This window comes from Ectothiorhodospira shaposhnikovii (assembly GCF_016584105.1).
Classification (GTDB): domain Bacteria; phylum Pseudomonadota; class Gammaproteobacteria; order Ectothiorhodospirales; family Ectothiorhodospiraceae; genus Ectothiorhodospira; species Ectothiorhodospira shaposhnikovii.
Window position 1 is genome coordinate 63,479 of the sequence record NZ_NRSM01000015.1, and the last position, 14,061, is coordinate 77,539.

Sequence of the window (14,061 nt, forward strand, 5' to 3'; positions counted from 1 at the left end):
ACAAGGCAGGGACTCGGGCAATCATTCAGGCTTCTGGCCGGGCCGCATGGCCCCGGTTGCCACCGATGCTTCGCTTCCCCGACTCACCGTCATGGCCAGGTAGCCGGGGGGTGTTTCTCCCAGGAGCTGATACAGGCGGGTCAGATGCTGACGATACAGACGCTCAAAGAGGCTCACCGACGCTGAAGGATTGTAATCACCAAACCACCAGCACCAGTCGGAACCCTCGCAAACGGCCAGCTGCTCCAGGACAGCAGCCTTTTCCGCATGGGTCAGCCTGCTCTCGGACATCACCCGATCCACCCGGACCTTGGCTTCAACAAGCATGTCCCAGCCCCGGTTCTTGTCCACGGAGCCGATCCAGGTTTCAAAATTACCATAGACCCAGCTGCCGGCCACGATCCGCGGCAATGGCAGGGCGGGATGTTCGTCAAGACAGTCGGAGAAAGTCGTCAGTTCGATGGCAGGGTGATTCACCAGCTTGCGATACAGCGCGGAAAGAAAATAGAAGCCATTATTGGGATAGTATTCCCAGGCATTCTCTCCATCCAGGATAACGGAAACCACTGGCGGCGGATCCTGCGGCCTGCGCGAGCCGGCCAACTGACCGGCGATCTGCTCCAGTTGATGAATGAAATCGGCCACGGCATCGTCCCCATGCCAGTCGGCGTAACGAAAACCGATGGAATCCGATAGCCCCTCATCCCGAAAGAAGACCGTCAACCGCTCGGCATCATAACGATAGGGACGATAAAGCCAACGCCGATCCGCCGCCAGGGGCTGATCGGAAGACTTGTGCAGGGAATTGACCAACACCCCCTCGCCGGTAGCCGTCCACTGAACGCCTTCCTGGGCCAGCAGACGCAGGGTGGCCTCACTGACACTGCCCTCGGAAGGCCAGCAGCCGACAGGGCGCAATCCGAAGTGCTCCTCGAATACCTCCATCCCCCGTGCCACATGCCACCTCACCCGCTCATCCCCGCCTGGGTAGGCCTGAGCTTGGGGGAGCAACACCTCCGGCACCGCTTCCCGGGCGGATGTCAGATCCAGCATCAAGGGCATGATGGGGTGGGCATAAGGGGAAAACGACAACTCCACCTGTCCGGATTGGGCCAGGCGCCGATAACGGGCAATCAGGTTTTCCAGCAGATCCCCGATGATTTCCAGAAGCATCCTGCGCTGCCCCGGCGTGAAGTTCCTGCCCTGCTTCATCAAGGGTGCAATCCGGGGATCGGAGCGACGGACCGTCTCACCCAGCCACACCAGGTGATACCAGGTCACAAGATCGAAGAAAAACTGATCCGACAGATAGGTGGCAGCCTCCGGATGCTGTCGCAACCAGGGGAGCATGTCGGCAAGCATCCGGTAATCCTGATGGGGGTCGATCAGGCGTTTTCGGTTCGCCCTCGTGCAGGCCTCGGCCAGTTGCATGCGCTCTGTGGACCCGGCCGGAGCCGATTGCGCACCCAGCAGGGCAAGCACCGGGTCGGGAATGGGATCACCCTGATGCAGAAAGGCGCTCACGCGGCCGGCGTAATCCCTGATCTGCTCCAGCAGGACCGGCGCGAAGTTGACCACGGCCCGAGCTCCGGGGGTCGCCTCCAGGTGAGCCGCCATATCCACGTAATCCTTGATGGCATGCAGATAGGTCCATGGCAGGGCATAACGTCCCGTACCCGCCTCGCGATACTCGGGCTGGTGCATGTGCCAGCACAACACCAGCCTGACAGCCACTGAATCCTTCCGCACGGGATCAACGGGCATAGCGTGTGATATTACCGAGCATTTCGGGCGTCACGACGGTCACCCCCCCTTCGGAAACATAGAAGCGTCTGGCATCCTCGCTCGGGTTTTCGCCTATCACCATGCCTTCGGGAATCCGGCAACCCTTGTCGATGACCGCCTTGTGAATCCGGCAATGACGTCCAATCTCCACGTCGGGCAGCACCACCGAATCACTCACACTGCTGTAAGAATTGACGATCACGTTGGAAAACAGCAGGGAATGCCGTACCTGGGAACCCGAAATGATGCACCCCCCCGATACCATGGAATCCACCGCCATGCCGCGACGGTCATCGTCATCGAACACGAACTTGGCCGGCGGCAGCTGTTCCTGGTAGGTCCAGATGGGCCAGTCCATGTCGTAAAGATTCAATTCCGGCGTCACGCCGATCAGCTCCAGATTGGCCTGCCAGTAGGAGTCGATGGTCCCCACATCGCGCCAGTAGGCCTGGGAGCCGGTCTGCACATCCCGGAAGGGATAGGCCATGACCCGATAGGGCTTGATCACGCTGGGGATGATGTCCTTGCCGAAGTCGTGGCTGGAACCGGGGGTATCCGCATCCTTGATCAGCTGTTCGAACAGGAAGCGGGTATTGAAGACATAGATCCCCATGGAGGCGAGGGCCTTGTCCGGCTTGTCGGGAATGCTCTGGGGCTGCGCCGGCTTTTCCGTGAACTGACGCACCCGGCCGTCTCCGTCCACCGCCATGACACCAAACCCCCTGGCGGTCTCCAGATCCACCTCCAGGCATCCGACGGTCATGTCGGCGCCGGACTCCACGTGGTAGGCGATCATGTCGCCATAGTCCATCTTGTAGATATGGTCGCCGGCCAGGATAAGAACGTATCCCGGGTCATGGTCACGGATGATGTCCAGGTTCTGATAGACTGCGTCCGCCGTCCCTTCATACCAGGAAGTCTCGATGCGCTGCTGGGCCGGCAGCAGTTCCACGAACTCGCCGAACTCCCCCCGCAGGAACCCCCAGCCACGCTGGATGTGCTGGATCAGGGAATGGGACTTGTACTGGGTGAGGACCCCCACCTGGCGAATACCCGAATTGATGCAGTTGGACAGCGGGAAGTCGATGATCCGGAACTTGCCGCCGAAGGGCACCGCCGGCTTGGCGCGCCACAGGGTAAGCTGCTTGAGGCGGGACCCCCGCCCCCCGGCAAGGATCAATGCCAGGGTGTCTCGGGTAATACGACTGACGAAACGTTGAGATTGTGATTTCATGCTGACTTTCCCGGACCCGGGTGAATGGGGGACTCGGTCACACTGCTCATGATAGGGTTTAACTGAACCGGGTACTTTAGCCCCCCGCATGGCCCGCTTATCATAGTGCGCTGTCCCTGTTTCGAATCTATTACATCATTTCTGCAGCCACGGAAAGTGCCGCCACACTGCCGCGCCAGCCACGGAACGTCCCATGCCTACATCGTACAACGAACACCTCAAGCGTATCCTTGACTCACGGCATCACGACCCCTTTGCCTTTCTGGGACGCCACATGGAAGCGGGCCAGTGCGTGGTGCGCGCCTTGCTGCCCTTCGCCCGCGAGGCCGACATCGTGGAACTCAACGCCCCCATGAAGCCCGTCGGCAAACAGGGGCTGTTCGAGTGGCGCGGCCCCCGCGACGCCCTGCCCTTACACTATCGCATACGATGGAGCGATGGTCATGGCCACGAGCAGATTGCCTACGATCCCTACTGTTTCGCCCCCCAGGTGCCGGATTTCGACATCCACCTGTTCAACGAGGGGCGCCACTGGCACGCCTACCGCTTCCTGGGCGCCCATCCTCATGAAGTAGACGGCATTCAGGGCGTCCGGTTCGCGGTCTGGGCACCCGCCGCGGAACGGGTGTCCGTGGTCGGCGATTTCAACCGCTGGGACGGCCGCTGCCATCCCATGCGGGTACGCGGTGGCAGCGGGGTGTGGGAGCTGTTCATCCCCGGCATGGCGCCCGGCGCCCTCTACAAGTACGAAATCCGCAACCGCGACACCGACGCCATCCTGCTCAAGGCCGACCCTTACGGTCAGCGCTTTGAACTGCGCCCCCGCACCGCGGCGGTGGTCAACCATCCCAGCCGCTTCCAGTGGTCCGACCAGGCCTGGCTGGCGGATCGCTGCAACGAGGCCTGGCTGCACCGCCCCATGTCCGTCTATGAGGTACACCTGGGTTCCTGGCGGCGGGACGCAGACGGCCAGTTTCTCAATTACCGGGAACTGGCCCGGGAACTGGTGGCCTATGTCACCCGCATGGGCTTCACCCATGTGGAACTGCTGCCGATCACCGAACACCCCTATGACGGCTCCTGGGGCTACCAGACCACCGGCTATTACGCCCCCACCAGCCGCTTCGGCGAACCGGATGACTTCCGCTATTTCGTCAATCTCTGTCACGAACACGGCATCGGCGTATTGCTGGACTGGGCGCCGGGACATTTTCCCAAGGACGCCCACGGGCTGGCCCGCTTTGACGGCAGCGCCCTGTATGAGCATGAAGACCCTCGCCTGGGCGAACATCGTGACTGGGGCACCCTGATCTTCAATTACGGCCGCAACGAGGTGAGGAACTTCCTCGTCTCCAGCGCCATGTACTGGGTGGAGGAATTCCATATCGACGGTCTGCGGGTGGACGCCGTGGCCTCCATGCTCTACCTGGACTATTCCCGGGAACCCGGTGACTGGGTACCCAACAAGTTCGGCGGCAACGAAAACCTGGATGCCATCGAGTTCCTGCGGGAGTTGAACAGTACCGTCCAGGGCCGCCATCCCGGGGCCCTGATCATCGCCGAGGAATCCACCTCCTGGCCCCAGGTCACCCGTCCCACCTGGCTGGGAGGCCTGGGCTTTGCCATGAAGTGGAACATGGGCTGGATGAACGACACCCTGGATTATTTCAGTAAGGATCCCATCCACCGCCACTACCATCACGACCGGCTCACCTTCGGTCTGCTCTATGCCTTCACCGAAAATTTCGTGCTGCCCTTCTCCCACGACGAAGTGGTCCACGGCAAGCGCTCCCTGCTCTACCGCATGCCCGGCGATGAGTGGCAGCGGTTTGCCAACCTGCGCCTGCTCTACACCCTCATGTGGAGCTACCCGGGCAAGAAACTGCTGTTCATGGGCTGCGAGATCGGTCAGGGCAACGAATGGGACGCATCCCGGGAAATGGAATGGCACCTGCTCCAGTACCCCTTCCATGAAGGCGTCCAACGCCTGGTCGCCGACCTCAACCGTCTCTACCGGGAACAGCCCGCGCTACACCACCTCGACTTCGAATGGCAGGGCTTCGACTGGATCGACTGTCACGACGCTGCCCAGTCGGTCCTCAGTTACCTGCGCAAGACCGAAGATGGCAACCAGTTCATCATCAGCGCCCTTAACTTCACCCCCGTACCCCGGGAAGGCTATCGCATCGGCGTACCGGCCCCCGGCCGCTATCGGGAGATCTTCAACTCCGACTCCCACTACTACGGCGGCGGCAACCTGGGCAACCTGGAAGTGGAAGCCGAAGACATTCCCTGGATGGGGAAACCCTACTCCGTGGTGCTCACCCTGCCGCCGCTGGCGGGCATCCTGCTCCAGCCGGCGACCGGCTGAGGCACCGCCCCCGGCACTGGTGACAAGCCGGAACCCTGGAGTATACTTTCACCCCATGGGGCGGTAGCTCAGTTGGGAGAGCGCAGCAATCGCACTGCTGAGGTCGTGGGTTCGATTCCCATCCGCTCCACCAGTCAAACGAAAAGGCCCGTCCGTTTCAGCAAAAGTTACGGTCGGGCCTTTTTTCGTTCCCACGCTGCCTCCCACAATCCTGAAAGTGCTTGTCCTGCCTGCTCACCTCACGGGAGCATCAGCGCATGATTTATGGCCACATCTGGCAGCAGGCATTGAGTCGGGGCTTCGCGGCACCGGAGTGAGGTGCTTGCCAATGAAATATCAGCCACCCTACACCATCGGACTGGGCCGCCTTCCTGGATGATTTTCACCAACACTGGCCCACCGACGATCAACACACCTATGTGGATTTTGTCCGCGACGGTTCGTGCGGATATGCTCAGGACCGTTCCGGCAACACCCGCTGGCGTCGCCTTACCGAGGAACGGGCGGGGGCGAAGTCCGTGTTTCATTTCGACGTCCCCGGCTCGGTGGCCAAATCAACCCATGCCGGACTTCCCTGGCTACGCCTGCTGCGGCTGGCACTGGGGCAGCGGCTGCATGTCTGGCCCTTCGATGGCTGGAACATCCCCCCGGGTCGCGCCGTCCTTTTCGAGGTCTACCCTTCCCTGTGGAGCAAGGCACATCCACGGGACGGCCGCACACCCGACCAGCATGACGCCTACGTGGTCGCCCTGCAGCTACGCCGTTTCGACCTGGACGGCAGTCTTGCCTCCTGTCTTTCTCCTCCGCTCACACACGCCGAATCCCTCATTGCCCAGGTCGAGGGCTGGATTTTCGGTTTGAATTGAACCGGCAGATGAGCCTCAATTTCCCTGCCTACTTGCCGATAAGGTGTTCATCAGGAGCCTGGCGTGGGCCATGGCGACCCATACACTCAGCCGGCCGGCACAGCCGTGAAGGGAACCGACATGAATGCAAAATCCGAGAGCCTGATGCGTCTGGTGGCGCTGACCCGCGAAAACAAGGATATCGGTGTCATTCTGGCGGAGTACGTCCGGAAGAAGTACAAGGTCTCGGATGTCTCAGCCTTCATTTCCGGGGATGTCCAGGGCGTCACGGACAAAAATGCCCTCTATGATGAATGGGCAGACTGGATCGAAAACGGTGACTTTGACCGATTCATCGTTAATGAAGCGGCAGCCCCCACACGCCAGCCGGAACCGGAACCGGAACCGGAACCGGAACCGGAACCGGATATCGAAGATATGCTGGCCGCACCGGAGCCGTCCATAGAAAAACTGGAACTGGTTGATGATCCCATGTGGGCCCGGGAGGCCGAAGAAAAGCCGACAACCCCGGATACCGATCAAGACCACGATCCAGTCCTGGACATGTTGCTGCAGCAGGCCGGTGAAGAGTCGCCGGAACCTGAAGAAGATGTGACACCACCCACGCCGGTGATTGAGGAGGCGCTGGCGGAAGAAGAAATGATCGTGGAAACCGAGCCCCAGCCCACCCTGGAAGTGGATGAGGCCATGCCGGAAACGGAAGCGACCATGGAAACTCCCATGATGGAAGCAGAGCCGGAGGAACCGGAGCCGGAGGAGCCGGAACCGGAACCGGAACCGGAACCGGAACCGGAAGAAGATACACTCACTCCTGATAACACCACGCCAGAACAGGCAATCGAGGCCCCCATGTCCGAACCGGAAGAAATGTCACGGATCGATGAAGCACCGGCCGCCGCACCTGATGCGGCATCCGCATCCACCCCCGGTGCCATCGAAGCCGCCATCCATGCCATGATCCAGGCCGAGCTGGACGCCCTGCCCAAGCAGGAACCGCCGATCCCCGAAGAGCGGATTCGGGAGATTATCCGGGAAGAGATCAGGGCCACTTTCAAGTCCATGTTCCCCTGAAGCATCGGGCAGGTCGCCCTGCCCGGGATCGCTCTCTGTTGGCCCTGCCGACGACCTACCGGCTCTATATCCGTCTCAGTCGCCCCTGCCGCATCCAGGCAGGGCGACTGGCACCACACCGGTTGCCCGCTGGCTGGTATGTCTATACCGGAAGTGCCCGACGCAATCTGGTGGCCCGGGTGGAGCGACACCTGAGCCGGGACAAGACGCTGCGCTGGCATATCGACTGGTTGCTGAGTCGACGGGAGGCGCGGGTGATCCACGTCAGCCTGCATCATGAAGCCGAATGCGACCTCAACGCAGCCACGGGCGGCGAGGTGCTGATTGCCGGTTTTGGCGCCACCGATTGCCGCGCGCGCTGCGGCAGCCATCTGCGCTATCTGGGTAGCCAGCCTCCCCTGCAAATTCCTGAAGGCGCCATCGGCAGACGGCACAGCGGGACGATCGCCCTGCAAACGGCCATCGCCCAGCACACTGGCGTTGACGGAGGCGCCCGTTACCCATAGAATAATGCCCCTGAATTTAGCATTTCACCCGGCACTTGATAGCCGGTTCGTGTCGGACATCTTCTTGACCGGCATCGCTCTGATTGATCAGAGGTTTCCCGGGCGCTTCCGCCCCAAATCCCCGAATGCAGCAAACATCGGATGATGCAGTGCGACCCCGGCGGGTCAAGGCTCAGGCCACCGAACGCCGGGGGGCGCGCTGCATCGTGATATCCAAGGCCACGCGGCCCGGACCAAATAGAAGGACTCACCCTTGATACAGTGGCAAAGAATCAAACGGGAATGGTTTTCCAATATCCGGGGAGACCTGCTGGCCGGCCTGGTGGTGGCCCTGGCCCTGATCCCCGAGGCCATCGCCTTCTCCATCATCGCCGGTGTTGACCCCAAGGTGGGTCTGTATGCCTCTTTCTGTATCGCCGTGGTGATCGCCTTCACCGGGGGACGGCCCGGCATGATCTCCGCCGCCACTGCCGCCATGGCCCTGCTCATGATCACCCTGGTCAAGGAGCACGGGCTGGAATATCTGCTGGCGGCCACCATCCTTACCGGCTTTCTGCAGATCCTGGCCGGCTATCTGAAGCTGGGACGGGTGATGCGGTTCATCTCCAACTCGGTCATGACCGGCTTCGTCAACGCCCTGGCCATCCTGATCTTCCTGGCCCAGTTGCCGGAGTTGACCGGCGTGACCTGGCACGTCTATGCCATGACCGCCCTGGGCCTGGGCATCATCTATCTGTTCCCCTACGTGACCAAATCCATCCCCTCCCCCCTGGTCACCATCGTGGTGCTGACCCTGCTGGCCTGGCTGCTGCAACTGGACATCCGCACCGTGGGCGATATGGGTGAATTGCCCGATACCCTGCCGGTCTTCCTGCTGCCGGACATTCCTTTGAACCTGGAAACCCTGTGGATCATCCTGCCCTACGCCCTGGCGCTCACCGTGGTGGGCCTGCTGGAATCCATGATGACCCAGAACATCGTCGATGACCTGACCGACACCAAGACCGACCGGGATCGGGAATGCAAGGGCCAGGGCATCTCCAACATCGTCGCCGGCAGTTTCGGCGGCATGGCGGGCTGCGCTATGATCGGCCAGTCGGTGATCAACATCAAATCCGGCGGCCGCGGGCGTTTGTCCACCTTCTCGGCCGGTATCTTCCTCTTGATCATGGTGGTCTTCCTGAGCCCCGTCCTGAGCATTGTCCCCATGGCGGCCCTGGTGGCGGTGATGATCATGGTGGCCATCGGGACCTTCAGCTGGAACTCCATCAAGAACATGAAGGCCCATCCGCTGAGCACCAACATCGTCATGATCGCCACCGTAGGCGTGACGGTGTTCACCCACAACCTGGCCATCGGCGTGCTCACCGGGGTGCTGCTGGCTTCCCTGTTCTTCGCCAACAAGGTGAGCCAGTTCATGTTCGTGGGCGCCGACTCCGATACCAATCCGGATGACAAAACCCTGCATCGCACCTACCGGGTTTATGGTCAGGTGTTCTTCGCCTCCACGGAAAAATTCATGGCCGCCTTCAATTTCCGCGAGGATCTGGATAAGGTGACCATCGATCTGTCCCGCGCCCATTTCTGGGACATCAGCTCCGTGTCGGCGCTGGACCGGGTGGTGATCAACTTCCGCCGTGAAGGTACCGAGGTGGAAATCATCGGCATGAACGAGGCCACTGCCACCATCGTTGACCGCCATGCCGTCCATGACAAGCCCGATGCCGCCGACCGGCTGATGGGGCATTGAGATGAAGAAGGAAGCCGTTTTGATGAACAAGGTAATTGCCTGTATCGATGGTTCCCGCTCCTCCCTGTCGGTGTGCGACCATGCCGCCTGGGCCGCACGGCGCCTGGGCAGTCCCCTGACCCTGCTGCATGTGGTCCACAACCCCCATGCGGAGTCGCAGAAGGACCTGAGCGGCAACCTGGTCCTAGGTGGGCGGGAAGCCCTGCTGCAGCAGATGGTGGAAACGGAGGAAAAGCGCGGCAAGCTGATCCGTGAGCAGGGCCGGGCCATCCTGGCGGACGCCCTGGAACGGGTGAAACAGGCCGGCATCGCCGACCCCGGCAGCCTGCTGCGCAATGACCGGGTCACCGAGGCGCTCGATGAGCTTCAGGAAGAGGCCCGCCTGCTGGTGGTGGGCAAGCAGGGCCAGGACGGTGACAAGGTGGCCCGCCATATCGGCTCCCACCTGGAAAGCATCATCCGCACCGTGAAGCGGGCGGTACTGGTCTGTCCGTTGGAGTTCACGGAGCCACAGCGGTTCATGATCGCCTACGACGGCAGCAGCACCGCGCACACGGTGGTGGAACGGGTGGCCCAGAGCCCCATGCTCAAGGGCCTGGAGGCCCATCTGCTCATGGTGGGCGAAGACAGCGGCGACAACCGGGCCAAGCTCGACAACGCCCGCCGCACGCTGGAAAACCAGGGGTTTACGGTCAAGGCCGTGCTCCAGTCCGGCGAAGTCTGCGAACAGGTCTGTGCCTACCGCCAGGCCCATGACATCCACCTGCTGGCCATGGGCGCGTACGGACACTCCCGCCTGCGTCAGTTCTTCATCGGCAGCACCACCACCAAGATGATCATTAACTCACCCATCGCCCTGCTGATCCTGCGCTGAGGATGGGTGTGGGGCCGGCAACAGGGATGCCGCCGGCCCCATGCATCACGCCAACCCGCCATAAAGGACTGAAACTCATGACAGAGCCACCAGAGCCACCAGAGCCACCGGATATCGCACGTTATCGCGCCAGCCTGCTGGCCGCGCGGGATGACATCCTCGGCCTGGAGGATGCCCGCAGGGCCTCCACCGCCACCGTGGTGCTGGACCAATCCAGTGTGGGCAGGCTGTCCCGCATGGATGCCCTGCAACAACAGGCCATGGCGCAAAACACCCGACAAAGGGCCCGGCAATCCCTGCTGCGCATCGAGGCCGCCCTGCGCCGCTGCGATGACGGCAGCTACGGGGATTGCCTGGACTGCGGCGAGCCCATCAACCCCCGTCGCCTGGATCTGGACCCGGCGGCCACCCTGTGCATCACCTGCGCGGAAAACCGGGATTCGGGGTAAATTTTTCAACCCATCTTCAAACCCCGCATCGCCCACAGGCCCAGCAAGGGTCCCGGCAGCAGCCACAGAATGACCCAGGCACCTTGCAATTCCCACAACAGGCTGGTCAGCCAGATGGCGGGCACCGTCAGGGCAAAGCCGATGGCATTCATCACCGCCAGCGATGAACCCACCAGCTCCTGCGGGGCATTGGCTGCCGCCAGGGCGGAGAACTGGGGCGAATCGGCAATCACGGCCACCCCCCACAGGGCCAGCAGGATCAGCAATAAACCGGCGGGTGCCCAAGTCAAGAACGGATAGGCCAGACACAGGGCACCGGACATCGCCAAAGCACGGCGGGCCACCCACTCACTCCCCCGGTAACGACTGATCACACCGCCGCCCACACACCCCGCAAACCCCAGGGCAATGACGGCGAACGCCAGCCAGGGTATCCAGGCATCCGCGGCACCCAGACGGCCAATCTCCCGCCCCACCAGCAACGGCACCAGCATCCAGAAGGCATAGAGCTCCCAGCAATGACCGAAATACCCCCCGGCCACGGCACGAAAACGCGGGATCTTCAGTCCTGAAAGTCCCTGGCGTAGCGGGATTTTCCCACCGGCCTTGGGCAGATGGGGACCATCGCCCAACAGCAGGACCAGCACGCCCCCCAGCAGCGCCAGCACCGAGGCCCCCAGCAAAGGCCATTGCCAGGGCATGCCCAGCGTCATCCCCTGCATCAGGTGCGGCAACGCCGTGCCCAGGGTCAGCATGCCCACCAGCCAGGACAGCGCCGCCCCCGCATGCCGGGGCACCCAGGAGATGATCAGTTTCATCCCCAGGGGATAAATCCCGGCCAGGCAAAGACCGGTCAGAAACCGCAGCAGCAGATCAAAGGGCGGCTGGGCGGCCACCAGCAGAAAGACACCATTGACCAGCGCGCCGCACAGACAAGCCACGGCGAAGATGACACTGGCGTGAAAGCGATCCGCCAAGCCGGTGGCCGCCATGGTCAAGGTGCCGACGATGAATCCGAGTTGCACGGTCAGGGTCAGATACCCCAGGTCCGCATCCGACAGACCCAGGTCCGGGGCCATCGACCACCACACACCATTGATGCTGAACCATAAGGATGTGCCGCAAAGCTGGGCCAGCACGATGACGGTCAGGGGATGACGGCGCAGGAAGGTGGGGATCATGGATTTGCTATTGGCTCCATACCATGCTCCAGGACATTGGCGAAACGCCATATAGTGCCAAGGAATAAGAATAAATCAATACACGTCAAAGACCGCATTATTCCAGGCGCACCTCCCGCCGAATTGATCACCCGGAAAATGTAGGTTTTCCGACACGGACTGGATCATCCCCCTGTTACTGTCGCAAATCCCTCCTTACAGCCCAGGGGCTGAAATAATAAATTCATTCAAAAATAAATAGTTAAGAAAAATACCGGATTGGCCCGCAAAGTGCTTTGCCATACTGGAGCCTGGATTTATCTTGTCATGCGCTATATACAGAAATACATAACGAACCCCGATCAGGAACCTCTCATGCAACCTGAAATCGACGGCCAGTTCTGGTTCAAGCTGCACGGCCAGACCTTCCTTGGCGGCGCCCGCATCCAATTGCTGGAGCAGATCGCCGCCACCGGCTCCATCTCCGCCGCGGCCCGGGCCATTGGCATGAGCTACAAGGCGGCCTGGGACGCCATCGACGCCATGAACAATCTGGCGGACAAACCCCTGTTGCTGCGGCAGGCGGGGGGAAAGCACGGCGGCGGCACCCGACTGACCGCCCACGGCGAACAGGTGATTGCGCAGTACCGGGCCGCCGAACAGGCGTACCAGCAATTTTTGCAGCAAATGGCCCGGTCCACGGGCGAATTAGGCGATGTCTGGACACTGATGAGGAAACTATCCATGCGCACAACGGCAAGAAACCACTACCAAGGCAAGATCTCCCGCGTCACGCAGGGCGCGGTCAGCGACGAGATCACCGTGGATATCGGCCATGGGCTGGAGATCCACGCCGTGGTCACCCATGAGGCCGGCCTGGAACTGGGGCTGCAGGTGGGCCGGGAAGTCCATGCACTGATCAAGTCTTCCTTCGTGATTCTGAGCGAAGTGGCCGACGCGCTGCGCTTTTCCGCCCGTAACCGCCTCCAGGGCGTTGTCAGCCACATCGAGGCCGGCCCCGTGAACGCGGAGGTCAAGCTGGACCTGGGCCATGGCCGGGTCCTCACCGCCGTCGTCACCCGGGAGGCCCTGGACGAAGGCTGGCTCACCCAGGGGTCTCGGGCCTGTGCCCTGATCAAGGCGCCCCACGTCATCCTGGCCGTCAATGACTGAACCCACCCTGCTGGAGGCTCAAACATGAAACCCAGACACGTCATCCTGTTTCTATTCTTGCTGTTCACCAGCATCACGACCGCTTCCGCCGCTGAACTTCGGGCCGCCGTAGCCGCCAACTTCCTGGGCACCCTGCAGACCCTCACCGCCGCCTACGAGGCCGAAACCGGCCATAAGATCAATCTCAGCGCCGGAGCATCCGGTGCCTTGTACGCCCAGGTGGTCAACGGCGCCCCCTTTGATCTGTTCTTCTCCGCGGATACCCTGCGCGCCGAAACACTGGTCGCGGATGGACTGGCCCTGGAAGATTCCCGGTTCACCTACGCCGTGGGCGTACCCGTGCTGTGGTCCAGCCGGGAAGGTTACCTCAATGATCCGGAAACACTACTGCGCTCCGGAAGCTACCGTTTCCTCAGCATTGCCGATCCGCGCAACGCCCCTTACGGCGTGGCCGCTCGGCAGATTCTCACCGGCATGGGCATCTGGGAAAGCCTGGACAGGGCGGGCCGTCTGGTACGCGCCCAGTCCATCGGACAGGCCTACTCGCAGATTGCCTCCGGCGCGGCGGAACTGGGGTTTGTGGCCCTGGCCCAGGTCAAGGCTGACGATGGCACCATTCCTGGGTCCCACTGGATTCCACCGGCGGAGTGGTTTGACCCCATCGAACAGCAGGCGGTGATTCTCAAGCGGGCCGTCGACATGGAAGTGGCCCGGGATTTTATGGCCTGGATCCGCAGCCCGGAAGCCGTGCGGGTCATTGAGGCCGCGGGCTACAGCATACCCTGACCCATCGCCGGCCCGATACCCGGCGGCATTGTTCCG

12 protein-coding genes and 1 tRNA gene are annotated in these 14,061 nt (G+C 61.8%); 10 read left to right on the plus strand and 3 right to left on the minus strand.

Annotated elements, in window-relative coordinates; genetic code table 11:
• Positions 1 to 21 precede the first annotated feature (21 nt).
• Positions 22 to 1,764: a glycoside hydrolase family 57 protein gene (locus CKO35_RS10085; protein ID WP_200175511.1), complete on the minus strand. Its 1,743-nt coding sequence runs from the start codon at positions 1,762 to 1,764 to the stop codon at positions 22 to 24.
• On the minus strand, positions 1,754 to 3,019 hold the full coding sequence (gene glgC / locus CKO35_RS10090) for a glucose-1-phosphate adenylyltransferase (RefSeq protein WP_200175513.1): 1,266 nt from the start codon (positions 3,017 to 3,019) through the stop codon (positions 1,754 to 1,756). Before glgC ends, CKO35_RS10085 begins: the two co-directional genes overlap by 11 nt.
• 193 nt (positions 3,020 to 3,212) lie before the next feature.
• Between glgC and glgB the strand changes: the two genes are divergently transcribed.
• From glgB to CKO35_RS10130, 8 genes are all read left to right on the plus strand, one after another.
• On the plus strand, positions 3,213 to 5,390 hold the full coding sequence (gene glgB / locus CKO35_RS10095; protein WP_200175521.1) for a 1,4-alpha-glucan branching protein GlgB: 2,178 nt from the start codon (positions 3,213 to 3,215) through the stop codon (positions 5,388 to 5,390).
• Positions 5,391 to 5,447: 57 nt separating this feature from the next.
• Positions 5,448 to 5,523 (plus strand) — tRNA-Ala (locus CKO35_RS10100).
• Positions 5,524 to 5,809: 286 nt separating this feature from the next.
• A complete protein-coding gene (locus tag CKO35_RS10105; protein WP_200175523.1) occupies positions 5,810 to 6,256 on the plus strand; it encodes a hypothetical protein in 447 nt (148 codons plus the stop codon).
• Between the two features lie 120 nt (positions 6,257 to 6,376).
• Complete coding sequence (locus CKO35_RS17960) at positions 6,377 to 7,327, plus strand: hypothetical protein (protein ID WP_242467131.1); 951 nt, start codon at positions 6,377 to 6,379, stop codon at positions 7,325 to 7,327.
• 38 nt (positions 7,328 to 7,365) lie between these two features.
• The gene (locus CKO35_RS10115) at positions 7,366 to 7,833 is read left to right on the plus strand and encodes a GIY-YIG nuclease family protein (protein WP_200175525.1); all 468 of its coding nucleotides are present in this window, start codon (positions 7,366 to 7,368) and stop codon (positions 7,831 to 7,833) included.
• A gap of 253 nt (positions 7,834 to 8,086) precedes the next feature.
• Entirely contained in the window at positions 8,087 to 9,583 is a 1,497-nt protein-coding gene (locus CKO35_RS10120; protein WP_207143633.1) for a SulP family inorganic anion transporter, read from the plus strand.
• A gap of 22 nt (positions 9,584 to 9,605) precedes the next feature.
• Positions 9,606 to 10,457 (plus strand): universal stress protein, encoded by an 852-nt coding sequence (locus tag CKO35_RS10125; protein WP_200175527.1) that lies wholly within the window; start codon positions 9,606 to 9,608, stop codon positions 10,455 to 10,457.
• 77 nt (positions 10,458 to 10,534) lie between these two features.
• Complete coding sequence (locus CKO35_RS10130) at positions 10,535 to 10,906, plus strand: TraR/DksA family transcriptional regulator (RefSeq protein WP_200175529.1); 372 nt, start codon at positions 10,535 to 10,537, stop codon at positions 10,904 to 10,906.
• 5 nt (positions 10,907 to 10,911) lie between these two features.
• On the opposite strand, the gene CKO35_RS10135 is transcribed toward CKO35_RS10130, so the two are convergent.
• Positions 10,912 to 12,087, minus strand: a complete 1,176-nt coding sequence (locus CKO35_RS10135; RefSeq protein ID WP_200175531.1) for an MFS transporter — start codon at positions 12,085 to 12,087, stop codon at positions 10,912 to 10,914.
• A gap of 354 nt (positions 12,088 to 12,441) precedes the next feature.
• On the opposite strand from CKO35_RS10135, the gene CKO35_RS10140 reads away from it, so the two are divergent.
• Together CKO35_RS10140 and modA are read left to right on the plus strand one after the other, a co-directional pair.
• Positions 12,442 to 13,239, plus strand: a complete 798-nt coding sequence (locus CKO35_RS10140) for a TOBE domain-containing protein (protein ID WP_200175532.1) — start codon at positions 12,442 to 12,444, stop codon at positions 13,237 to 13,239.
• A 24-nt stretch (positions 13,240 to 13,263) separates the two neighbouring features.
• Positions 13,264 to 14,025, plus strand: a complete 762-nt coding sequence (gene modA, locus CKO35_RS10145) for a molybdate ABC transporter substrate-binding protein (RefSeq protein ID WP_200175534.1) — start codon at positions 13,264 to 13,266, stop codon at positions 14,023 to 14,025.
• Positions 14,026 to 14,061: the final 36 nt, after the last annotated feature.